Genomic DNA, 23,483 nt, shown 5'->3' with positions numbered 1-23,483 from the left:
AAGGAGACGTTGTGATGTCGACACCGCGCCAGATACTTGCCGCTATTTTTGACATGGATGGATTACTGATTGATTCCGAGCCGTTGTGGGATCGCGCCGAGCTGGACGTGATGGCCAGCCTGGGCGTTGATATCAGTCGCCGTAATGAACTTCCCGACACGCTGGGCCTGCGTATTGATATGGTCGTTGACCTGTGGTACGCCCAACAGCCGTGGGTTGGGCCCGATCGCGACGAAGTCACCTCGCGTATTATCAGCCGCGCCATCGCGCTGGTGGAGGAGAACAAGCCGCTCTTGCCGGGCGTACATGAGGCTGTCGCGCTGTGCAAGTCTCAGGGGCTGAAGGTTGGCCTGGCTTCCGCTTCACCGCTGCATATGCTGGAAAAAGTGCTGATCATGTTTGAGCTGCGCGACAGTTTTGACGCCCTGGCGTCTGCGGAAAAACTGCCCTACAGCAAGCCGCATCCGCAGGTCTATATGGACTGCGCCGCGAAGCTGGGTCTTGATCCGCTTACCTGCGTCGCGCTGGAAGATTCAGTAAACGGCATGGTGGCCTCCAAAGCCGCGCGTATGCGCTCCATTGTGGTTCCCGATGAAGAAAACCGCCACGATCCCCGGTATGCTCTTGCCGACGTTAAGCTGAATTCGCTGGCTGAACTGACGGTACAACACCTGCGCGGCGAATAGCGCCCCTCCTACAGGCAGCGTCATGCTGCCTGATAAAAACAAAACACAGTTTCATTTTGTTTGCTTTTCTCATCCCTGCCTCCTATCTTTAACGTCAACACGACGATAACCAGCTTCTGAGGCGCGTATGATACTGGACACCTTTACTCTTTCAGGCAAAGTGGCCCTCATCACCGGGTGCGATACCGGGCTGGGGCAAGGCATGGCTATTGCGCTGGCGCAGGCAGGTTGCGATATCGTTGGGGTAAATCGCAAAGCTCCAGAGAAAACGGCCAGCGCCGTCACCGCCCTGGGAAGACGTTTTGTGGCTATTCGGGCCGATCTGAGCCAGCAGGAAAATCTTCAGTACGTCGTGGACACCGCCGTGGCGGAGATGGGACGAATTGATATTCTGGTGAACAATGCCGGGACGATTCGCCGGGAGGAGGCTCTGACGTTCAGCGAAAAAGACTGGGATGACGTTATGAACCTGAATCTCAAGTCGCTCTTTTTCCTCTCTCAGGCGGTCGCTAAGCGATTTATCACCCAGGGCCAGGGCGGCAAAATTATCAATATCGCCTCTATGCTCTCCTTTCAGGGCGGCATTCGCGTGCCGTCGTATACCGCCTCGAAAAGCGGCGTATTGGGGATCACGCGCCTGCTGGCAAATGAGTGGGCGCTACATGGCATCAACGTGAATGCCATCGCGCCGGGCTACATGGCGACGAACAACACGCAGCAGCTGCGCGATAACGAACAGCGTAACGCGGAGATCCTTGACCGCATCCCGGCGGGTCGATGGGGAGTACCGGATGACCTTCAGGGGCCGGTCGTCTTTTTAGCCTCCCCCGCATCAGATTACGTGAATGGTCACACCTTAGCCGTCGATGGCGGCTGGCTGGCGCGCTGAGGCGCCTTTGTGACAAACAGTTACACCGTCACCTCTTTCGTCCACTGTATAAAAACCCTATACTGTATAAATTGACAGTTTCGTGGGTTTTATCATGACGGCGGAAGGCCACCTGCTTTTTTCAATTGCGTGCGCAGTATTTGCCAAAAACGCAGAACTTACTCCCGTGCTTGCACAGGGAGACTGGTGGCATATTGTCCCTTCTGCCGTTTTAACCTGTCTGCTGCCCGATATTGACCACCCAAAATCCTTCCTCGGACAGCGCCTGAAGTGGGTGTCGAAGCCCATCGCCCGCGCGTTCGGCCACCGCGGGTTTACCCACAGCCTGCTGGCCGTTTTTGGCCTGCTCACGCTTTTCTATTTAAAAGTCCCTGAAAGCTGGATAGTGCCGGGCGATGCCATTCAGGGCATGGTGCTGGGTTATTTAAGCCATATCCTCGCCGATATGCTGACGCCCGCGGGCGTGCCGTTGCTTTGGCCCTGCCGCTGGCGTTTCCGTTTTCCGATCCTTGCGCCGCAGAAAGGGAATCAGCTTGAACGCGTGCTGTGCATGGCGCTGTTCGCCTACGCCGTCTGGATGCCGCAAACCTTGCCCGAAAACAGTGCAGTGCGCTGGTCTTCCCAGATGATCAATTCGCTGCAATTTCAGTTCAATCGTTTTATTCATCACCAGATTGAACAGTAAACCAACAAAATCATTCCATTTGTCATAAACCATTCCATTTGGATATAAGCGCCACATCACACTTCTGCTAACCTTCCGCCAACAGGATCGGGAAAAACCGATCCCACATAATAAATCAGGAGAACGGGGATGAATTTTCCACTCATCGCGAACATAGTCGTGTTCGTCGTATTACTATTGCTTCTCGCGCAGGCGCGCCACAAACAGTGGAGCCTGGCGAAAAAAGTACTGGTCGGTCTGGTCATGGGTGTGGCGTTTGGTCTGGCCTTACACGCCGTCTACGGCTCCGATAGTCCGGTACTGAAAGAGTCCATTCAGTGGTTCAACATTGTCGGTAACGGCTACGTCCAGCTGCTGCAGATGATCGTTATGCCGCTGGTGTTCGCCTCTATTCTGAGCGCCGTAGCCCGTCTGCACAACGCAACTCAGCTGGGTAAAATCAGCTTTCTGACCATTGGTACGCTGCTCTTTACCACGCTGATTGCCGCGCTGGTGGGGGTGCTGGTTACCAACCTGTTTGGCCTGACGGCCGAAGGTCTGGTTCAGGGTACCGCTGAAACGGCGCGTCTGACCGCAATTCAAACCAACTACGTGGGTAAAGTGGCTGATCTGACGGTTCCGCAGATGGTCCTCTCCTTCATTCCGAAGAACCCGTTTGCTGACCTGACCGGTGCAAGCCCAACCTCTATCATCAGCGTGGTGATCTTCGCGGCATTCCTGGGCGTGGCTGCGCTTAAGCTGCTGAAAGACGACGCGCCGAAAGGCGAACGCGTGCTGACGGCGATTGATACCCTGCAAAGCTGGGTGATGAAGCTGGTCCGTCTGGTCATGCAGCTGACGCCATACGGCGTTCTGGCACTGATGACCAAAGTGGTAGCCGGCTCTAACCTGCAGGACATCATTAAGCTGGGCAGCTTCGTTGTCGCCTCTTATCTGGGCCTGGGCATTATGTTCGTGGTGCACGGTATCCTGCTGGGCGTGAACGGCGTCAGCCCGCTGAAATACTTCCGCAAAGTATGGCCGGTACTGACCTTTGCCTTCACCAGCCGTTCCAGCGCAGCGTCTATTCCGCTGAACGTTGAAGCACAGACCCGTCGTCTGGGCGTGCCGGAATCTATCGCCAGCTTCTCTGCCTCCTTTGGTGCTACCATCGGTCAGAACGGCTGTGCGGGGCTCTACCCGGCGATGCTGGCGGTGATGGTTGCCCCAACCGTGGGTATCAACCCGCTGGATCCGGTCTGGATCGCCACGCTGGTCGGGATTGTTACCATCAGCTCCGCCGGCGTTGCAGGTGTCGGCGGCGGTGCAACCTTCGCCGCGCTGATTGTGCTGCCCGCGCTGGGCCTGCCCGTCACGCTGGTCGCCCTGCTGATCTCCGTTGAACCGCTGATCGACATGGGCCGTACCGCGCTGAACGTGAGCGGCTCCATGACTGCCGGTACGCTGACCAGCCAGTGGCTGAAGCAGACCGACAAAACCATTCTGGAAAGTGAAGACGACGCCGAGCTGGCGCACCGTTAATCTCGATAGAAATAAAAAAACCGCCTGATGGCGGTTTTTTTATGGCTGTTATTCTTCAACCTCTTCATCCTGGCGGATTTGCGTCGCCCATCGCTGGGCTGACTCCGGCACGGAAAACGCCGGCGACCGGCGGAAATGTTCCCCCATCAGGACAAAAGCCACATATTTACCGCGAAGCAGCCAGACATCACGAAAACCATCCACTTTCAGGGCATGGTCAGGCGGCGCGGGCTCAACGCGGGGCACATAGCTAATAACCTGGCGGTTTTGTTGACGAAGAGGTTTCATAAGCGACGGATTCACTAAAGCAAATTCTTGAAGCAGGAAAATTCTATGATAGCCGATCCTGCTGCCTTACGTCGCGCTCCGAGTGGGTGAGATGGCTCCTTTCGTTAATAACGTCATGTGAAAAACGCTTAGTTAGCGAGCTATCTCACGACATTGTTCTATCCTTAATAGGGTTTTTAGCAATGGATAAAGGAGAAGCGTGCAATGTCGAACAAAGATAAATCACATCAATCACCGATTCATGGCACTGAAGAATCTCAACCGGGTATGGACTCTCTCGCCCCTGCTGACGGCTCTCACCGCCCCTCGCCGGGCCCATCAGCCCCTGGCGAACAACCAACCGCGCCGGGAAGCATGAAATCGCCGGACACCGGAAACGAGAAGCTGAAATCGCTTGAGCCACACCGTAAAGGCGGCGAAGGTTTTGCACTCACCACCAATCAGGGCGTGCGCATTGCTGACGATCAAAACTCCCTTCGCGCAGGCGCGCGCGGGCCAACCCTGCTGGAAGATTTCATCCTGCGGGAAAAAATTACCCATTTTGACCACGAGCGAATTCCGGAACGCATCGTTCACGCGCGCGGTTCTGCGGCGCACGGCTACTTCCAGCCCTATAAAAGCCTGAAAGCGATCACCAAAGCGGATTTCCTCTCCGACCCGGATAAAATCACGCCGGTCTTTGTGCGTTTCTCCACCGTGCAGGGTGGCGCAGGTTCGGCAGATACGGTGCGTGATATCCGCGGCTTTGCCACCAAGTTTTATACCGAAGAGGGTATTTTCGATCTGGTGGGCAATAACACCCCGGTGTTTTTCATTCAGGATGCGCATAAATTTCCTGACTTTGTCCATGCGGTAAAACCGGAGCCCCACTGGGCCATACCCCAGGGACAAAGTGCGCACGATACCTTCTGGGACTATGTCTCCCTGCAGCCTGAAACCTTACACAACGTGATGTGGGCGATGTCCGACCGTGGGATCCCGCGCAGCTATCGCACGATGGAAGGGTTCGGTATTCATACCTTCCGCATGATCAACGCGGAAGGAAAAGCCACGTTTGTGCGCTTCCACTGGAAGCCGGTAGCGGGCAAAGCCTCGCTGGTATGGGATGAGGCGCAGAAGCTCACCGGGCGCGATCCGGACTTCCATCGCCGCGAACTGTGGGAATCCATTGAAGCGGGTGACTTCCCGGAATATGAACTGGGCTTACAGCTGATCCCGGAAGAAGACGAGTTTAAGTTCGATTTCGACCTGCTTGACCCGACAAAACTCATCCCTGAGGAGCTGGTGCCCGTTCAGCTGGTGGGGAAAATGGTGCTTAACCGCAACCCGGATAATTTCTTTGCCGAAAACGAGCAGGCCGCGTTCCACCCGGGCCACATCGTCCCCGGACTGGATTTCACCAACGATCCGCTCTTACAGGGACGCCTGTTCTCGTATACCGATACGCAGATTAGCCGTCTTGGCGGGCCGAACTTCCACGAGATCCCGATTAACCGCCCAACCTGCCCGTACCATAACTTCCAGCGCGACGGGATGCACCGTCAGGATATTGATACCAACCCGGCAAACTATGAGCCGAACTCCATCAACGACAACTGGCCGCGAGAAACCCCGCCGGGGCCGAAACGCGGCGGATTCGAATCGTACCAGGAGCGTATCGACGGCAACAAAATTCGCGAGCGCAGCCCCTCGTTCGGTGAGTATTACGCCCACCCTCGCCTGTTCTGGAACAGCCAGACGCCGATTGAGCAACAGCACATCATCGGCGGCTTTAGCTTCGAACTGAGCAAAGTGGTGCGCACCTACATCCGCGAGCGCGTGGTCGATCAGCTGGCGCACATTGATATTCAGCTTGCCCAGAGCGTGGCGGATAACCTTGGTATCACGCTAACGGACGAACAGCGTAACCTTGCACCACCGAAAGAGGTTAACGGCGTGAAGAAAGATCCATCGCTGAGCCTGTATGCGGTGCCGGGTGGTTCAATTAAGGGCCGCGTAGTCGCCATCCTGCTGAACGACAAAACCCGCGCCAGCGACGTGCTGGGGATTATGCAGGCGCTAAAAACCCAGGGCGTACACGCCAAACTGCTCTATTCCCGCATGGGTGAAGTGACCGCCGATGACGGCTCCGTGCTGCCGGTCGCGGCGACCTTTGCCGGCGCGCCGTCGCTGACCGTCGATGCGGTGATTGTGCCGTGCGGGGATATTGCCAGCCTGCTCAACAACGGTGATGCCATCTATTATCTGCTGGAAGCTTATAAGCACCTGAAGCCCATTGCGCTATCCGGCGACGCGCGTCAGTTTAAAGCACAGCTGAAGGTGGCCGATCAGGGTGAGGACGGCATTGTCGAGGGCGATAACGTTGACGATGCCTTTATGACGAAGCTGTTTGATTTGCTCGCCGCGCACCGCGTCTGGTCGCGCAGCAGTAAGATCGATCAGATTCCGGCGTAAAAACCATTCCCGGTTGTGCGGCCTGATGCCCTCACCACGCCCCTCTCCCACGGGAGAGGGAGAAAACAATAAAAACGGTAACCCAGGTTACCGTTTTGCTTTTACCTCACCACCCGGCACGTCTTACAGATCCCCAAACGTCCCCAACCGATACCCACGCTCGGCAATGGCGTATTTCAGCGACGGCGACGTCAGGACATCCAGCTCCGCCAGGCGCGGCCAGCAGTAGGCGCTCTTACGCACGGTGTTATCGACAAAGGCAGGATGCGCCATAACCTCCAGCGACCGTTCCCCCCGCGCGGCGGAATCATCCAGCACCTTGAGGAACAGCGCTTCGTCGATCTCGTCACCGTAAAAGGCACTGCTGAACCCCTCAGTTGTTGTCACGGCACAGTCCAGCACGCCCTGCGCCTCACGATCCACGCGCATCGCCACGCCTTTGCGTTGGGCAAACGCCGCAACAATCGGGAAAATCGCCGGGATCATGTGCACATGATGGTGGCTGTCGATGTGCGTCGGCGCCTTGCCAAAAAGATCAACAAAGCGGTTGTACTGGCAGTCCAGCTCACGGGCAATCTCTACGAGCGGCAGAGCGTCCTGCTCCGCCAGATCCCAAATCCATTTGCCCAGCAGACCGTCACGCGTCAGGCCCGGCATGGGCGAAAGCGGCATCCCGAGCGTCAGCACAAAATGCATGCCGACACCCAGCTCTGGCACCTCGCGGCTCAACTGCGCCGCGTGTTCAACCGCTTCACCGTTCACCAGTGCCGTTGTAGAGGTCACTACCCCCCGGCGACAGGCTTCAATAATGCCGTAGTTCTGGCCTTTCGAAAGGCCAAAGTCATCAGCATTAACGATCAGCAGGTTTTCCATTGTGCGTCCTCTCAGTGTTGTTTGAACTTCAGCTTCTCAATCGTGGCGGCAAAGTTCGGCAACCATTTTTCATGCGCCAGGATCATCTCGCTGGCCAGCTGCTCCGCATCGCGGTCGGAATGCACCAGCGGGCTGAGGTTCAGCGCCAGAAGCACGTCATTGAGTTCACCGCTCAGCGCCGCGTTGCTCGCCGCCACTTCAAAGCCTTTGATGGTGTGGATCAGGCCCATAACTTTGTCGTCGAAGTGGGTGATACGTGGATGCGGTTTAGCCCCCTCGCGCCCGAGAATGCAGGTCATCTCGACGGCCCAGTCCGCCGGGATATTGTCGATATGGCCGTGATGCGGCACGTTAACATAATGCTCCGCCTGCTTGTCGTTGTAGATGGCGTTGATCACTTCACACGCTGCATCGGAGTAATAGGCCCCACCGCGCTGCTCAAGCGCTTTCGGTTTGACGTTCAGGTTCGGATCTTTATATAAATCGAACAGCTGCTTCTCAACTTTCTGAACGATTTGCGCACGCGCGCCGCCCTTATAGTACTCGCCCATTTCGATAGCCAGCATCTCTTTCTGCTTGAAGTAGTAAAGCAGGTATGAGCACGGCAGCAGATTCAGCGAGCGGATCAGCCCTTCGCTGAACGGCAGGTCAAAGATGTTCTTCACGGAGGCCGCGGTCAGGCGACCGGAAGCCACGCCATCGAGCAGTTCGGCAAAGCGCGATTTTCCGTTCACGATGACGTCTTTAATGAACACCATGTGGTTCAGGCCGAACAGATCGATTGAGAGATCGTCACTGTCGGTCAGCTCCAGCACGTCGCGGATAAACATCTTCATGCCGATCGGGATATTACAGACGCCGATAAAGCGTTTGAAATTGGTATGACGATATACCGCCTCGGTCACCATTCCGGCCGGGTTAGTGAAGTTAATCACCCACGCGTTCGGGCAGATCTCTTGCACATCTTTGACGATGTCGAAAATCACCGGAATGGTACGCAGGCCTTTGAACAGGCCGCCCGCGCCGTTGGTCTCCTGCCCCAGGTAGCCGTGGCTCAGCGGAATACGCTCGTCCAGCTCGCGCGCTTTTAGCTGGCCGACGCGCAGCTGAGTGGTAACGAAATCCGCATCTTTCAGCGCCAGGCGACGATCGAGGGATTTATGCACGGTCATAGGCACGCCCGCTTTCTCAACCATGCGCTTGCACAGGTCGAAAATAATATCCAGCTTCTCCTGACCTTCCTCAACGTCCACCAGCCATAATTCGCTGACTGGTAATTCATGATAACGTTTCAGAAAACCTTCGAGTAATTCCGGGGTATAGCTGCTGCCGCCACCAATGGTTACGACTTTTAATTTCTTTTGCATAATATCTCCCTTAGCGTATCAGGTTAATCGCCTGCAAGGTATAGCGTACTCTTCCCGCTATTTGGGCAAGCCATTAAAGCAATATTTATGGCGGGTAATCCGCCGAAAGTTAATTAATTACCGTTAAATTCTTCCGGTAGCTGTTCGGTGTGAATGAGGTCAACTTCTTAAAAGTTTTAATAAACAGGCTGGGACTGCTATATCCTGACTCATAGGCAATATCGGTGACAGAATAGTTGGTAATCTCCAGCTGTTTTTTGGCAAAATTAATGCGGATTTCATTAATTATTTGCACCGGCGTTTTATGATAATAACGCTGCGTCGCGCGGGTCAGATATTCCTGGGATTTCCCCGAGAGGGATACCATATTTTCCAGCGCATTTTCGCTGAACTGGCCTTTATCGTGCATCAGTTCCACGGTGCTGCGCAGCCACTGTGGAACATCATCCGTCACCTGCTGCTCTTCACGGTGATGCCGCAACCGGTTCATCACGTAGAAGGTCACCGTTTCAATAAATTCATCAAACTCATTGTCGCGGAAGTTAAGCGAGGCGATGACCGTTTCAATCCAGGTCATGAACTCGTTTTTCACACGATATACCTGGGACGCCACAAAGCAGAACGGCACCAGCGGCAGATAGTGCTTCTCAAAGAAGCGTCTGCTGACGCCCACGTTCAGAATGCGGGTCGCGCCAAATTCGTAAAAGCTCTGGTGATAGGAACCCATCGGCAGGAAGACAAAATCCCCTCGCTCCAGCAGGACGCGCTTACCGTTGATCTCCTGGTAGTAGCGGCCGGTCAGAACAATCGTGAACTCATAGTAGTCATGCTGGTGCAGACCGCTGGCGCTCTCCGTCTTGTTGTAGATAACCACGTGAAAATTTTTGCCATTAAACAGTTGCTGTTCAAATGCGGTTTTGATTTCCATCGTGCTGACCTCCTGCTGCTCAATCCGACCTAGTGCATTTTCTCGTGAAGCTCAATCAACTCCGCCACCAGCTCACGCGCCAGCATGGACGTCATCAGGTGATCCTGAGCGTGTACCAGCACCAGGCTGACCTTCATCTTCCCTTCGCCCTGATCGCTTTCAATCAGCTTTGTCTGCACCAGGTGCGCTTCGTTCAGCGCCGTGCGGGACTGCTCCATCATGGTTTTCGCGGCAGCGAAATCGCCCTGCTTGGCCTGCTTCAGTGCGGCATACGCCAGGCTGCGCGCCTGCCCGGAGTTGATGATAAGGCCCATCACCACTTCTTCGAGATCGTTCTCTGCGGCTTCGTCTGCGACGATACTATCCAAATCTAACATGTTTTAGCTCCTTGTGGCTGGCGCGGGCTTCCCCGCGCCGGTCAATCTTAGAATTTCAGTGAGAGGGCAATTTCCTCTTCGCTCTCTTCTTCATCAATGATGGTGGCAGCTTTGTTCGCAATCGCCACGAACGGCATGTACAGCAGGGTGGCAATCCCGAGGTTGAATATCGCCAGCAGGAAGGCCGCGACGCTACCGTTGGTGTTAAAGAAGGCGCCCAGACCTGCCGGCATGGTCCACGGAGCGATGTTGGTGATCGGTGGAATAATACCCATGTAGTAGGCCGTCAGGGTGATCGCTGCCAGCAGCGGCTGCACCAGGATGAACGGGATAAACATTACCGGGTTCATGATGATTGGCAGACCGAACAGAATCGGCTCGTTAATCTGGAAGATGCCTGATGGCAGGGCCAATTTCGCCACCTGACGATAGTCAGCGCGACGAGAGACAATAAAGACCGCGATGATCAGACCCAGGGTCGCCCCGGTACCACCCAGGAAGATATAGGAGTCAAGCATCGGCTTCGCCCACACATGGAAGGTTTTACCTGCCGCCAGCGCCGCGTCAACGGAGCCGTACTGCTGGTAAAGCGCAACGTTTTCCAGTGCCCATGGGGTCATAATTCCGCTGTCCAGCGCGGCCAGTGCCAGTGAACCATGCACGCCGAAGAACCACAGCAGAGAGGTGAAAATCACATACGCCCAACCGACCACGCCACCCATCGACGCCAGCGGCGTAGAGATAGAGTCCATGATGATCTGGTGGAAGTTCGTGCCCCAGTGAGAGAGCGCCCAGGCGATAATCCCCATGATGGAGAGGATAATGAAGCCTGGGATCAACGCGGAAAATGAACGAGAAACGGAGGCCGGCACGCTATCCGGCAGGCGGATAACCCAGTTGCGACGGATAATAAAGGTGAACATTTCTGCCACCACCAGGCCGATAACAATACCGGAGATGATGTTGGCTCCGCCCAGCCAGTTTGCGCCAACGGCGTAGGCTTCACCCACGCTGTAAGGCGTGACGGTCATAAACGCGGCAACGGATAATAATCCGGCGGCCAGCGGATCCACTTTCCGCTCTTCAGCCAGCGCCATCCCAATAAAGAAAGGCGCCATCAGCGACATAATACCCAACGTACCGTTATATACGTTGCCGCCGATGGCTTTAAAACCGTTAAGGGTTTCAATAGTGGAAGCGTCTAACCGAATTCCTAATGAATAAAAGAAGGAACCTTCACCAAAGCTCAGAAAAACGTTGTTAATTAAAACGAACATGGCCCCGGCCAGCGTCAACGGCATTAATTTAATAAAACCGTTTTTGATGGCATTAACGTGAGGCTGCTTTCCTATTTTAACAGCAAAAGGAAGGAGTACCTTTTCAAGTGAAGCGATGACTTTACTCATAGGAAAATACCCTTAAATGCCGTAACGCATGTTACGGCGTAATTGTGTGTGAAATAACTCTTTGACGGGAAAAATAAAAATTAATTAGCAGCTTTTTTAATGGCTGCCACAGCAGCTTTAAGTACACCTAAACCATCGATCTTGCCGTACAGCCCCGAGTCGATCACTTCGACCGGTTTATTCGGTAGCAGTCGTTGAATTTCGGGCAACATATAGGCAATTTGCGGCCCCAGTAACACAACATCGGCTTTCTGGCCTTTTTCGCCCGCCAGCGTTTCCGGAAACGCTTCAATCACCACAGGAACTTCATACTTTTCAGCCTGCGCGCGCATCTTTGACACCAGAAGCGAGGTTGACATGCCCGCTGAGCAGAACAGGTAGATATGTTTCTTTTCCATCATAATTTCCCTCTTGTATGACTACCTGCCGTCGCGCTATCACTCGACTCGCTGTCCCGGCAGACAGGTAGCTTGCGTACTGTTGTTTATCGTTGAAGTGAGTATACGCAATGGTACAGAGGGGAGATAATTCTGGATAGGCCTAAATTGTCTCTCATTGACCTGGCTTGTTGACTACCTTCACATTTCAGGCAAATAATTCGCGCAAAGAAATAAGATTAACGTATGAATAAAAAAACCGGCCCAGAGGCCGGTTTGTTAACATCTTCAGGCAAGCAGGGTTACTGCGCCTTAGGTGCCTGCGGATCGGTGTCGTATTCAGCACAGGTCTGATAGCCGGAGTTAATCACATGTCCGGTATCATCCAGCGCGACGAAGTAGGTTTCTGCCTTACCATCACGTTGACCCAGGATATAAGTCTGACACGTACCGCGCGCGTGAATCATGGTCACTTCAGAAGAAGGCTTGCCGGCGATCGCAGCCACCTGCGAACGTGTCATCCCTTTTTTAACGTCTTTAACCACGGGCTGGGTAAACTGATCCTTGGTGCGATCGTAAGCCGTACACCCTGCCAGCATCGTCAGTACCGCCGCTGCGCTAAGAATTCCTGCTACGTTCTTGTTCATATTCCGTCCTCTTGTTTATCAGCGTGTTATCTAAGCATGGGATAAAAAGTACTATTGTTCAACTTTGTGATTTACGCCAGACGAATTTCGGAAAATTCTAATAAAACAACGATAAGCTGCTAAATCGCCGCAAATTAACGCACTCGAAACTGTGATCCTTGTCGTTTTCCGCCCAAAGGGTTAGTTTTAACAGTTAACACATTCTGTTTATGTTCTGCATACGGAGGGCATGATGGCTCTGCAACAAGAGATTATTCAGGCGCTGGGCGCTAAGCCTGCGATAGATGCACAGGAAGAGATCCGCCGCAGCGTGGATTTTTTAAAGTCGTACTTAAAAAAGAACGCTTTCCTGAAATCCCTGGTGCTGGGCATCAGCGGCGGGCAGGACTCTACCCTGACGGGTAAACTCTGCCAGATGGCGATTTCAGAGCTTCGTGAAGAGACGGGCGACGAAGCGCTGCAGTTTATCGCCGTGCGTCTGCCTTATGGGGTTCAGGCGGACGAACAGGACTGCCAGGACGCCATCGCGTTCATCCAGCCCGATCGCGTGCTTACCGTCAATATCAAAGGCTCGGTGCTGGCAAGCGAGCAGGCGCTGCGCGAAGCGGGCATTGAATTAAGTGATTTTGTGCGCGGCAACGAGAAAGCGCGCGAGCGCATGAAAGCGCAGTACAGCATCGCCGGGATGACCAAAGGCGTTGTGGTAGGCACCGACCATGCGGCAGAAGCGATCACCGGTTTCTTCACCAAATACGGCGATGGCGGCACCGACATCAACCCGATTTTCCGTCTCAACAAACGTCAGGGCAAGCAGCTGCTCGCCGCGCTGGGCTGCCCTGAGCATCTGTACAAGAAAGCGCCAACCGCGGATCTGGAAGACGATCGCCCTTCCCTGCCGGATGAAGCGGCCCTTGGCGTCACTTATGACAACATTGATGATTATCTGGAAGGCAAAACGCTGGATGAAGGTACCGCGAAAATTATCGAGGGCTGGTACCTGAAAACCGAGCACAAGCGCCACACGCCAATTACGGTGTTTGACGATTTCTGGAAATAAACGCAAAACGTTAATCTTTGCTCCCTCTCCCCTTTAGGGAGAGGGCATCACGCTACCCGGCTCTTTTTTAACCACAGCACACCTGCTACACTGTATACCTGAACAGTATATGGAGCAGTATGTGAGCAGGCGTCAATCAGCCCCGCGTCTTGAGTTTGAAGCGGCGGCTATCTATGAATATCCCGAACATCTTCGCCCCTGGCTTGAGGCGCTGCCCAAACAGCCGGGCGTGTACATATTTCACGGTGAAAGCGAGACCCTGCCGCTCTACATCGGCAAAAGCGTTAACATTCGCAGCCGGGTGTTATCCCACCTGCGCACCCCGGACGAGGCCGCCATGCTGCGCCAGTCGCGACGCATTACCTGGTTCCAGACGGCGGGAGAAATGGGCGCGCTGTTGCTGGAAGCCCGGCTGATAAAAGAGCAGCAGCCGCTCTTCAATAAGCGCCTGCGCCGCAACCGCCAGCTCTGCTCCCTGCAGATCGCCGACGGCAAGCCGCAGGTCGTCTACGCCCGCGAGGTCGATTTCTCCCACGCCCCGAATCTCTTCGGGCTGTTCGCAAACAAGCGTGCCGCCCTACAGTCTCTGCAGGCGCTCGCGGACGAGCTGCAGCTTTGCTATAGCCTTTTAGGGCTAGAGGGCACCACGCGGGGCCGCGCCTGTTTCCGCTCCGCTCTGAAGCGCTGCGCAGGCGCCTGCTGCGGAAAAGAGAGCGTTGAGGCGCATCACGCCCGGCTCCTCGCGGGCCTGGCCGGGATCAGCGTCAACTGCTGGCCGTGGGACGGCGCCGTTGCGCTAAAAGAAGTGGGTGAAACCATGACGCAGTATCACATCGTCAATAACTGGCTCTGGCTGGGGGCGGTCGATGATTTAAGCGACGCGGCAACCCTGCTGCGCACCCCCGCGGGATTCGACCACGACGGCTACAAAATCCTCTGCAAGCCCGTATTAGCGGGCAAGTTCGAGATCATCGCGCTCAGTGACCCGGCAGCCAGTTAATTTCACTGAACAGCAGGGTGCCCTGAGACTCCAGCAGACGCAGAGTATGGGTCCCCTCCTGCCAGCTGGCGCCCTGATCGGCCGTGAGCAATTTATCACCCAATTGCCACGCCCCGCTTAATACAAACACCACGCCCCCGCGCGAGCCAAAGGTGGTAAAAGTACGATCGGCAACCCGCACCTTCGCCCGACAGCAGTCGCGCCGGGTCATGATGTTGAAATCCATCGCCATCCTGCCATCGGAAAGCAGCGCCTTCACCGGCAAATCGCCGGCAAAACTGTAAGGCTGATGCTGTTTAAGGGTATGGCAGAACGCCTGACCGGCATCCAGCGTCACCTCCCCGCCTTCCAGCAGGGTAATGACCCGGTCGACACCGGGAAACGAGGAGAATTCGCCGTTGCTGGCGATGGTCGCGATACTGGCACGCCAGTAAAAATCGCGCGTCGCGGGAGGGATACAGCAAATTTCTCGCGTTTCGCCGGCACCATTGCGCCAGAGGCTGACCGGCATCTTACGAATATCAAAGAACTCCATCACCACTCCTGAATGGCACAACCCGTGCCAGGGCAAGGATATCGCTACCCCTGCAGTCTTGTTTGTTATCGTTAGGTATTCACAGACACAGTATCGGCAGCAGAGCGGGCAGGCCTTAGCGGAACGTTAATAAAAATGCTAACGCCATGACTCTACAGACATTCTCTGAAGCGACTACAGGAGAATACCGCGCTGGCGGCGGCAGGCAAGAGGGCAGAATAGAAAAACCGCCGGTCCTGTCCACAGCGATTTCGCTTTTGTGGACAGGATCCCGGCGGTCTTAAGAGAGTGAACCGATTATTCGGTTGGTGCTGGCATTTTACCTTCCATCGCCGGACGTTCTGTCAGACGCTTCTCAAAATTAGCATTAAACTGTTTTTTCTGTTCCGGGGTCAGAATGTTGTAGATCTTGTTCTGGGTTTCCATGTGGGCCAGCATGCGGGCTTTGTGCTGCTCGGCCATTTTGTCGATCTGCGCTTCGGCTTTCGCCTTATCGAAGCTGTCGCTGGCAATGATGTCATGCATTGCGCGGCGCTCTTCCAGCGGAGGACGCTTCATCTGGTCACGCTGGCTTTTCATGATGTCGCGGATCTGCTGCTTCTGCGCGTCCGTCAGGTTCAAATCTTTGAACATCATCATCTCGTGGTGCATACCCGGCTTGCCTTTATGATGCATCATCATTTTGCCTTCAGCTGGCGCGGCGGTGGTGGTTGCGGTATCTGCGGCGAACGCCATGCTGGTAGCGCCCAGAGCCAGGGTAGAAGCAACAAACAGTGCAGTAAACTTACGCATAATTTATTTCCTTTCTTTCAGTTATTCTTCGGCGCTATGCCGTGTTGACGAGATTAACTTTACGGGGTTTATCGTCAATTAATCAGAGCAACGGTAAAACAATGAAAGTGTAAAAAACAATTTTTCGCCAAATGTGGAGGAAATAAGGATAAAGCGTGGAGAGTTGCAACAAGAAATATTCAATACGATGATTTTAAAGCTATTAAGCAGAAGTATAACGAAGTAACGGTGAATAATAAAGCAATTCGCCAGGAATATTCCGTAAAAGAAATCAGAGCGCTTTAATCGCTAAGAAAACATATTTACTTCCCCTCCCGGATGGTGAGAGGGGAAAGGTTCAGGTGAGTTTTTCCAGCATCAGACCGGCCCGCAGGCCAAACGCTACGGAGGGGTTGGGGAACAGCACATATTCGGTGGTTTTCTGCACCTCGTAACGCTCTTCGCCATCTTCCGCCAGCAGAGCCCCTTTGCGAAACGGCGTGAAGTTCAGGGTGTGCGCGGCCATGTGAAGCTGGAAAGCCTCGCTGCGGCGGGTGATCTGCTGAACGACCCGGTACCGCTCAACGGGCTGATGTGCGTGCTCGGTAGCCGTCCCACCGAGCAGCGCCCGAAGCGCGAGCTCCGTTGGCACAAAGCGCGTGAGATCGTTCTGTCCGAACGGTAGCGCTTTTCCCAGCTCCAGCGTACAGGACAGCGCGCCAAACCGTTCGCAAGTGAAGTGAGTAAAGGTCCCGCCCGGCGACTGATGAAACACCAGCGCCTCCAGCCCGGCATCCCCCAGCCAGCTCAGAAACGCTTCATCCCACGGCTGATTGCGCTGCGGCAGAACGCCGAATCTGACATGGTAAGAGGCGCGGATCGCCGTATGCAGATCCAGATGCCAGCGCGCCGGTCCCGCCACGGCAAAAAACGTCGTCACGACGTTCTCCAGCCACTGCGCGCGCGCCGTTTCGTCACTCTGCGGAAACTGCGACCAGCGACCGCCGAACATGCGGTTAATGTCGCTAACCAGGTACCGTTTGTTTTGCGCCAGCGCAGGCGGATTGCCAAGCACCACCAGCACGCGGCACGCAAGGGATATCTCGCCGCGATACAGCGCGCGCAGCAGCCCATCGACGATCTCAACGGGTGCGGTTTCATTCCCATGGATCCCCGAGGAAAGCAGCAGCGATAACGCACTGCTGGCCTTCGGCGTCAGCTCAAGCACCCCGCGCCCCAGCCACCGCCAGCGGAATGAGGGGCCTTCCCCCTCACTCTGGTCCGGCGTTTCATCGGCCAGGGTCAGCGCCAGTAAATTTTCCATATCCACTCCTTTAGCGCTGGAACGGGTAAACCGAGCCCAGCTGCAGGATTGACGATAACGCGTCCAGCGCCTCGCGCCCTTCGCGCAGCAGTTGCGGGTCAACCAGATCGGCCTGCGTTAACCGGTCGCGATAGTAGCGGTCCACCCAGTCGTTCAGGGTGTTAAAGAGCGTCTCATTCATCATGACTGCCGGGTTAACGGCCTGTATTTCATTTGGCGTTAACACGACCCGCAGGCGCAGACAGGCGGGGCCACCGCCGTTAGCCATGCTTTCGCGCAGGTCAAACACGCGCAGCTCGTCAATCGGGTTATCGGCCTTCACCAGTTCGGTGAGGTAGCGCCACACGCCCCGATGATCCCGGGACTCCTGCGGCAGCACCAGCATCATGCTGCCGTCATCGCGGCTCAGCAGTTGGCTGTTGAACAGATAGGTTTCGACCGCGTCCTGCACGCTGACCGCCTGCGTTGGCACCTGGATCGGCATAAAGCCGGGCACGCGTTCGTGCAGCGTGGCGAGCAGCTTATCCTGATGGGCAAAGGCCTGCTCATGGCAGAACAGCACCTGGCGGTTGGACACGGCAATCACGTCGTTATGGAACACGCCCTGGTCGATCACGTGCGGGTTCTGCTGGGCAAAAATCACCTGGGAAGGATTGACCTGGTTCAGGCGCGCAACCGCCTGGCTGGCCGCGAGCGTCTGACGCGCTGGATAACGGGTCGGCGCGGCGTGGCCGCCCTCTTCCCGCCCGTAGATAAACAGCTGCACGGCGGGATCGCCGTAATCGCCACCCAGCCGGTTATGGTTGGCCGCGCCTTCGTCGCCAAACATCGCCACCTGCGGCAGGGCCTGATGGATCTCAAAATGGGCGTCATGCTTGAAAATAGCGCGCAGCACGCGCTCGGTGGTGTCCGCTTCGGTGGCGCGATGAAACTTATTATTCAGGTTCGCCACCGTCAGATGGACTTTACCATCCAGCGTATCGGCTGACGGCGCGACGGTGGCCGCGTTGGCCACCCACATTGAAGAGGCAGAGCTTGCCGCAGAGAGCAAATGCGGCGTCTGCGTACCCGCTTTTTCGACGACCTGCTCGTCCGTACCGCTAAATCCTAGCTGGCGCAGCACCGCCACGTTAGGGCGTTCCTGCGGCGGGATCACCGCCTGCGGGAAGCCGGCATCCGCCAGCGCCTTCATTTTTAGCAGCCCCTGCTTCGCCGCCAGCTTCGGGTTGGAGACCTGAAAGCGGTGCTTCGTCGAGGCTTCATTACCAAAGGAGAGACCGGCATAGTGGTGCGTCAGCCCCACCAGCCCATCAAAGTTGACTTCACGCGCTTTCATGGCCTTCTCCCTTCGTAAAATCGAGCCCCGGATTAAGCGTCGCCGGCAGCGTCAGAGCCGGGGTTTCCAGACTCGCCATCGGCCACGCGCAGTAATCGGCGGCATACCAGGCGCTGGCGCGATGGTTGCCCGAGGCGCCCACGCCGCCGAACGGCGCGGTGCTCGCCGCCCCGGTCAGCGGTTTATTCCAGTTCACGATCCCGGCACGCGCTTCCAGCAGCAGTTGTTCAAACTTCTCGCGATGCGGCGATATCAGCCCGCTCGACAGGCCGTAGCGGGTGTTATTCGCCATCGCAATGGCCGCATCAAAATCGTCGTAACGCCAGACGCACAGCAGCGGGCCAAACACCTCTTCATCCGGCACGCTGCTCGCACCGCTCATCTCAACGATGCCCGGCGTCAGCAGCGAGGTACCCGGCTGAACCTGCTTCGGCTCCAGCAGGGTTTTCGCCCCGCGCGCTACGTGGTCCTGCCAGGCGTTGAGCACGTTCAGCGCGGCCTGTTCGGAGATCAGCCCGCCGATAAACGGCTGCGGATCGGCATCCCACGCGGCAGGCACCAGCCGCGCGCTCACCTCTACCAGACGCTTCAGGAAGGCATCCCCCTGCGCGCCGCGCTTGACCAGCAGGCGGCGGGCGCAGGTGCAGCGCTGTCCGGCGGTAATAAAGGCGGACTGGATCGTCAGGTGCACCGCGGCATCGATATCGTCAGGATCTTCGACAATCAGCGGGTTGTTGCCGCCCATCTCCAGCGCCAGAATTTTCTCCGGCTGCCCCGCTAGCTGGCGGTGCAGCTGATAGCCCGTTCCGGCGCTGCCGGTAAACAGCAGGCCGTCGATATCGCTCAGCGCGCTCAGCGCCTGACCGGTTTCCCTCCCGCCCTGCACGAGGTTCAGCACGCCCGGCGGCAGCCCGGCCTGCTCCCACAGCTTCACCACCGCCTCGCCGGTTAACGGTGTAAGCTCGCTCGGTTTGAAGATGACGGTATTGCCCGCCAGCAGCGCGGGCACAATGTGACCATTCGGCAGATGCCCAGGGAAGTTATACGGGCCAAACACCGCCAGCACGCCGTGCGGACGGTGGCGCAGCGTGGCCGCGCCATCCGGCATCTCGGTATGCTGCTCGCCGGTGCGGGTGTGGTACGCCTTAACCGAAATAGCGATTTTATTGATCATCGCCGTCACTTCGGTCGCCGCTTCCCAGCGCGGTTTGCTGGTTTCGGACGCAATGATGCGCGTCAGCTCGGCCTTGTTGGCCTCCAGCAGTCCGGCAAATTTTTCAATAAGCGCCTGGCGCTCGGCGAATGGCCGTTTTGCCCACGCGGGAAACGCGTGTCGTGCGGAACGGCAGGCCTGCTCGACCTGCGCGACGCTGGCGTCATTTCCCTTCCACAGCACCTCTTTTCCAACTGGATTGGTTTTTACGCGCTGTTCGCCTTCGCCCGTTACCCAGTCACCGTTAATCCATAATGTCATGCTGTTTTCTCCTCAGGGCAGAGACGCACCAGGCGAACCGTATCGCCGGCGTTACATTTCAGGGCATCCAGCTCTGCAGCCGTCAGCACCAGACGTTCACATTTCGGGTTGGTCCGCACCAGCATGGCGCGGAAGTTGGCGTAATTTTCGTTCGCCACCAGGCATGCCGGCCAGTCACCCGGCGCGGGCTGGCCTTCGGATACCTCAACCAGGCGGCTTTTGCGGATGGCGCGCACGCGGTCGATATCGCACTCAAGCGTTGGCCCGCCGTCAAAGATGTCGACATAGTTACGGTAGCGGAAGCCCTCTTTCTCCAGCACCGCGCGGGCAGGCGCGGTTTGCGGATGCACTTCGCCAATTACCGCCTGCGCTTCCGGCGTTAAGAAATGGGTATAGATAGGATGTTTAGGCATCAGCTCCGCGATAAACGCTTTCTGGCCGGTGCCGCAGAGATAGTCCGCCCGGCTGAACTCCATCGAGAAGAAACGCTCGCCCAGGCTCTCCCAGAAGGGCGAGTAGCCTTTGTCGTCGATCACGCCGCGCATCTCTGCCACCACTTTTTCGTTAAAGCGATCGCGGAAAGCGGCCATAAACATAAAGCGCGATTTGGAGAGCAGATAGCCGTTGCCCTCTTTGCGCCACGCCGGGTCGAGGAACAGCGTGCAGAGCTCGCTGGCCCCCGTGTGGTCATTACAGAGAAACAGCGTGGGCAGCGCGTTATAGACGTTCAGCTCTTTCGAGGCGTGAACCATGGTGCCGACGCGGTAGTTGTACCACGGGTCGTTAAGCCCGACGGCCACTTCGATGGCGCAGATCCCGGCCACGCTCCCCGTTTCGGTGTCTTCCAGCACGAACACGTAACCCTGTTCGCTTTTTGGCAACGTCCCCTGCCAGGTTTGCAGGGCGCGCTCAATGCGCGCCGACAGCGTTTTTTCATCGGCAGGAAGCGAGGTCAGCCCGCCTCCCGTCTTACCGGCAAGCTGCATGAGCCCGGCAATATCGCCGCGCTCAACGGGACGGATGACCATCATGATGACACCCCGGATTTCACCTTCTCACACGCCAGCGCAAAACGATCCAGACCGGTTTGCACCTCTTCCTCGCTGACAATCAGCGCAGGGGCAAAACGCACCACGTTGGCACCGGCAATCAGCACCATCACGCCCGCTTTTGCCGCTTCCTGTGAAATAAGCTTCGCTTTTCCGGCAAACTCAGCCGTGAGCTCGCAGCCGATCAACAGCCCCAGGCCGCGAATTTCTTTAAACAGGCCAAGCTTGCCGTTAATGGCGTTCAGGCGCTCAACGAACCACTCGTGACGCTGCTTAACGCCCTTCAGCACCTCAGGGGTGTTAATGATGTCGAGCACCTCTCCGGCGACGGCGGTCGCCAGCGGGTTGCCGCCGTAGGTGGTGCCGTGGGTGCCCACGGTCATCACGCTGGCGAATTTATCGGTGGTCAGCGTCGCGCCAATCGGGAAGCCGCCGCCCAGCGCTTTGGCGGTAGAGAGAACGTCCGGCGTCACGCCGTAGTGCATATAGGCATACAGCTCGCCGGTGCGGCCCACGCCGGTCTGCACTTCGTCGAAAATCAGGACCGCGTCGTGACGGTCGCACAGCTCGCGCAGCCCCTGCAGAAATGCCTTTTGCGCCGGAAGCACGCCGCCCTCGCCCTGCATCGGTTCGACAATCACCGCGCAGGTGGTGTCGTTAATCAGCTCGCTGGCGGACTGCAGATCGTTATAAATGCCGTGGCGAATATCCGGCGGCAGCGGAGCGAAATCCTGCGAATAAGAAGGCTGGCCGCCCGCGCTCACGGTAAAGAGCGTGCGCCCGTGGAACGCATTTTTAAACGCCACAATCCCGCTCTTGTGCGTCCCAAACTTGTCGTGGGCATATTTGCGCGCCAGCTTCAGCGCCGCTTCGTTGGCTTCCGCGCCGGAGTTACAGAAAAAGACTTTTTCAGCGAAGGTCGCGTCAATCAGCTTTTTCGCCAGGCGCAGTGCGGACTCGTTGGTAAAGCCGTTGCCGGTATGCCAGAACTTCGCCGCCTGGTCGTTCAGCGCCTGACGCAGCGCCGGGTGGGCATGACCCAGCGCATTCACCGCAATCCCCCCGGCAAAGTCGATATACTCTTTACCCTGCTGATCCCACAGGCGTGAGCCTTCCCCGCGAACCGGAATAAAAGCCGCCGGAGCGTAAACCGGCATCATCCATTCATCGAAATTTTCACGCGTAATTGACAGAGACATAGCGACCTCATCCGGTAAATAAAAAGTTATTTGAATGTTAAATAATTGAGTGTTTGCACTGTGAATGTAGATTGCAGCCTTCGTGCCAGCCAGCGATAAAAATGCATAAACGGGGTGAGGTAACAGAATATCAATAGGTTACAATATGGAGTTATTCACTGTTAGTGCATAAAAAGTGAATATTTTTACGACAAGCGGCGCTTTGCCGCATGAAAATCAGAAAGAGTATGCACAGGCCAAATATAATTCTTGAATTGTGATCGCTCGCGAAATTTATCGGCCCTTTACGCCCTGTTTGAGGGCGAAGCGCGTCAGAATGGTGCAAATATTGCACCACCGGCAATATCTGTCGCAGTTATTGGTCGAACCCGGTAACAGTTGACGCAAATTCTGCTACCATCCATGCACTATTCACCTTGCACTGGCAGCGACTATGAAATTTGTCTCTTTTAATATCAACGGCCTGCGCGCCCGCCCTCATCAGCTAGAAGCCATTGTTGAGCAACATCAGCCAGATGTGATCGGCCTGCAGGAGACCAAGGTTCACGACGACATGTTCCCCCTCGAAGAGGTGGCGAAACTCGGCTACAACGTCTTTTACCACGGTCAGAAAGGTCACTATGGCGTCGCGCTGCTCACCAAAGACACGCCGGTTTCCGTGCGCCGCGGCTTCCCCGGCGACGGTGAAGAAGCCCAGCGCCGCATCATCATGGCGGAAGTGCCTTCCGCGCTCGGGAATATTACGGTCATTAACGGCTATTTCCCGCAGGGTGAAAGCCGCGATCACGAGACAAAATTCCCGGCCAAAGCGAAGTTTTATCAGGATCTGCAGAACTATCTGACGACCGAACTGAAAAAAGAGAATCCGGTGCTAATTATGGGCGACATGAACATCAGCCCGACGGATCTGGATATCGGCATCGGCGAAGAGAACCGCAAGCGCTGGCTGCGCACCGGCAAATGTTCTTTCCTGCCGGAAGAGCGTGAGTGGATGGAGCGCCTGCTGGGCTGGGGCCTGGTGGATACCTTCCGCAATGCCAACCCGGAAACGCAGGACCGCTTCTCGTGGTTTGACTACCGCTCGAAGGGCTTTGACGACAACCGCGGCCTGCGTATCGATCTGCTGCTGGCGAGTACACCGCTGGCGGAGCGCTGCATCGAAACCGGGATCGACTACGACATCCGCAGCATGGAAAAACCGTCGGACCACGCGCCGGTATGGGCTAAATTCAAGCTGTAA

23 protein-coding genes are annotated in these 23,483 nt (G+C 56.3%); 8 read left to right on the top strand and 15 right to left on the bottom strand.

Features of this window, described 5'->3' with window-relative positions; all coding sequences use genetic code 11:
- Window positions 1-14 precede the first annotated feature (14 nt).
- The 4 genes from hxpB (at window position 15) to IM291_RS01965 (ending at window position 3,781) form a co-directional block, all read left to right on the top strand.
- Window positions 15-686, top strand: a complete 672-nt coding sequence (hxpB, locus tag IM291_RS01980) for a hexitol phosphatase HxpB (RefSeq protein ID WP_028012808.1) — start codon at window positions 15-17, stop codon at window positions 684-686.
- A 127-nt stretch (window positions 687-813) separates the two neighbouring features.
- A complete protein-coding gene (gene kduD / locus IM291_RS01975) occupies window positions 814-1,575 on the top strand; it encodes a 2-dehydro-3-deoxy-D-gluconate 5-dehydrogenase KduD (RefSeq protein ID WP_041910455.1) in 762 nt (253 codons plus the stop codon).
- A gap of 94 nt (window positions 1,576-1,669) precedes the next feature.
- Window positions 1,670-2,260, top strand: a complete 591-nt coding sequence (locus IM291_RS01970) for a metal-dependent hydrolase (RefSeq protein ID WP_032644865.1) — start codon at window positions 1,670-1,672, stop codon at window positions 2,258-2,260.
- A gap of 129 nt (window positions 2,261-2,389) precedes the next feature.
- A complete protein-coding gene (locus IM291_RS01965) occupies window positions 2,390-3,781 on the top strand; it encodes an L-cystine transporter (RefSeq protein WP_049000720.1) in 1,392 nt (463 codons plus the stop codon).
- A 48-nt stretch (window positions 3,782-3,829) separates the two neighbouring features.
- On the opposite strand, the gene cedA is transcribed toward IM291_RS01965, so the two are convergent.
- The gene (cedA, locus tag IM291_RS01960) at window positions 3,830-4,105 is read right to left on the bottom strand and encodes a cell division activator CedA (RefSeq protein ID WP_223239595.1); all 276 of its coding nucleotides are present in this window, start codon (window positions 4,103-4,105) and stop codon (window positions 3,830-3,832) included.
- Between the two features lie 168 nt (window positions 4,106-4,273).
- On the opposite strand from cedA, the gene katE reads away from it, so the two are divergent.
- A complete protein-coding gene (gene katE, locus IM291_RS01955) occupies window positions 4,274-6,523 on the top strand; it encodes a catalase HPII (protein WP_049000718.1) in 2,250 nt (749 codons plus the stop codon).
- A 123-nt stretch (window positions 6,524-6,646) separates the two neighbouring features.
- Here katE and chbG read toward each other — a convergent pair whose 3' ends face one another.
- The 7 genes from chbG to osmE all read right to left on the bottom strand — a co-directional run bounded on the left by chbG (window position 6,647) and on the right by osmE (window position 12,498).
- Window positions 6,647-7,396, bottom strand: coding sequence for a chitin disaccharide deacetylase (gene chbG, locus IM291_RS01950; protein ID WP_049000715.1), 750 nt, complete (start codon window positions 7,394-7,396; stop codon window positions 6,647-6,649).
- 11 nt (window positions 7,397-7,407) lie between these two features.
- Window positions 7,408-8,763, bottom strand: a complete 1,356-nt coding sequence (locus IM291_RS01945; RefSeq protein WP_028012802.1) for a 6-phospho-beta-glucosidase — start codon at window positions 8,761-8,763, stop codon at window positions 7,408-7,410.
- A gap of 109 nt (window positions 8,764-8,872) precedes the next feature.
- The gene (gene chbR / locus IM291_RS01940) at window positions 8,873-9,715 is read right to left on the bottom strand and encodes a transcriptional regulator ChbR (protein ID WP_075206554.1); all 843 of its coding nucleotides are present in this window, start codon (window positions 9,713-9,715) and stop codon (window positions 8,873-8,875) included.
- Between the two features lie 5 nt (window positions 9,716-9,720).
- A complete protein-coding gene (gene chbA, locus IM291_RS01935) occupies window positions 9,721-10,068 on the bottom strand; it encodes a PTS N,N'-diacetylchitobiose transporter subunit IIA (protein WP_028012800.1) in 348 nt (115 codons plus the stop codon).
- A 47-nt stretch (window positions 10,069-10,115) separates the two neighbouring features.
- On the bottom strand, window positions 10,116-11,474 hold the full coding sequence (chbC, locus tag IM291_RS01930; protein ID WP_028012799.1) for a PTS N,N'-diacetylchitobiose transporter subunit IIC: 1,359 nt from the start codon (window positions 11,472-11,474) through the stop codon (window positions 10,116-10,118).
- A gap of 80 nt (window positions 11,475-11,554) precedes the next feature.
- Window positions 11,555-11,872, bottom strand: a complete 318-nt coding sequence (gene chbB / locus IM291_RS01925; RefSeq protein WP_014883474.1) for a PTS N,N'-diacetylchitobiose transporter subunit IIB — start codon at window positions 11,870-11,872, stop codon at window positions 11,555-11,557.
- 281 nt (window positions 11,873-12,153) lie between these two features.
- Window positions 12,154-12,498: an osmotically-inducible lipoprotein OsmE gene (gene osmE / locus IM291_RS01920; protein ID WP_003857836.1), complete on the bottom strand. Its 345-nt coding sequence runs from the start codon at window positions 12,496-12,498 to the stop codon at window positions 12,154-12,156.
- Between the two features lie 232 nt (window positions 12,499-12,730).
- On the opposite strand from osmE, the gene nadE reads away from it, so the two are divergent.
- Together nadE and cho are read left to right on the top strand one after the other, a co-directional pair.
- Window positions 12,731-13,555 (top strand): ammonia-dependent NAD(+) synthetase, encoded by an 825-nt coding sequence (gene nadE / locus IM291_RS01915; protein WP_048959444.1) that lies wholly within the window; start codon window positions 12,731-12,733, stop codon window positions 13,553-13,555.
- A gap of 121 nt (window positions 13,556-13,676) precedes the next feature.
- Window positions 13,677-14,555, top strand: a complete 879-nt coding sequence (gene cho / locus IM291_RS01910) for an excinuclease Cho (protein ID WP_032644984.1) — start codon at window positions 13,677-13,679, stop codon at window positions 14,553-14,555.
- Here cho and ves read toward each other — a convergent pair.
- From ves to IM291_RS01875, 7 genes are all read right to left on the bottom strand, one after another.
- Window positions 14,533-15,090 carry an environmental stress-induced protein Ves gene (ves, locus tag IM291_RS01905; RefSeq protein ID WP_192985979.1) on the bottom strand — a complete coding sequence of 186 codons (558 nt, stop codon included), beginning with the start codon at window positions 15,088-15,090 and terminating at the stop codon, window positions 14,533-14,535. The genes cho and ves overlap by 23 nt on opposite strands.
- Before the next feature lie 297 nt (window positions 15,091-15,387).
- Window positions 15,388-15,882 carry an ATP-independent periplasmic protein-refolding chaperone Spy gene (gene spy, locus IM291_RS01900; protein ID WP_028012795.1) on the bottom strand — a complete coding sequence of 165 codons (495 nt, stop codon included), beginning with the start codon at window positions 15,880-15,882 and terminating at the stop codon, window positions 15,388-15,390.
- Window positions 15,883-16,219: 337 nt separating this feature from the next.
- Entirely contained in the window at window positions 16,220-17,185 is a 966-nt protein-coding gene (astE, locus tag IM291_RS01895; protein ID WP_192985978.1) for a succinylglutamate desuccinylase, read from the bottom strand.
- Between the two features lie 10 nt (window positions 17,186-17,195).
- Window positions 17,196-18,521, bottom strand: coding sequence for an N-succinylarginine dihydrolase (gene astB, locus IM291_RS01890; RefSeq protein ID WP_045261593.1), 1,326 nt, complete (start codon window positions 18,519-18,521; stop codon window positions 17,196-17,198).
- Window positions 18,508-19,995, bottom strand: a complete 1,488-nt coding sequence (gene astD, locus IM291_RS01885; protein ID WP_192985977.1) for a succinylglutamate-semialdehyde dehydrogenase — start codon at window positions 19,993-19,995, stop codon at window positions 18,508-18,510. Before astD ends, astB begins: the two co-directional genes overlap by 14 nt.
- Window positions 19,992-21,026 (bottom strand): arginine N-succinyltransferase, encoded by a 1,035-nt coding sequence (gene astA / locus IM291_RS01880; RefSeq protein WP_041910463.1) that lies wholly within the window; start codon window positions 21,024-21,026, stop codon window positions 19,992-19,994. The genes astD and astA overlap by 4 nt, the downstream gene beginning before the upstream one ends.
- The gene (locus IM291_RS01875; RefSeq protein WP_192985976.1) at window positions 21,023-22,243 is read right to left on the bottom strand and encodes an aspartate aminotransferase family protein; all 1,221 of its coding nucleotides are present in this window, start codon (window positions 22,241-22,243) and stop codon (window positions 21,023-21,025) included. Before IM291_RS01875 ends, astA begins: the two co-directional genes overlap by 4 nt.
- A 433-nt stretch (window positions 22,244-22,676) precedes the next feature.
- On the opposite strand from IM291_RS01875, the gene xthA reads away from it, so the two are divergent.
- Window positions 22,677-23,483: an exodeoxyribonuclease III gene (gene xthA, locus IM291_RS01870; protein ID WP_032644863.1), complete on the top strand. Its 807-nt coding sequence runs from the start codon at window positions 22,677-22,679 to the stop codon at window positions 23,481-23,483.

Source organism: Enterobacter cloacae complex sp. P27C, from assembly GCF_014895705.1.
Lineage (GTDB): Bacteria > Pseudomonadota > Gammaproteobacteria > Enterobacterales > Enterobacteriaceae > Enterobacter > Enterobacter bugandensis.
This window is presented reverse-complemented; position numbering and strand designations above follow the sequence as displayed.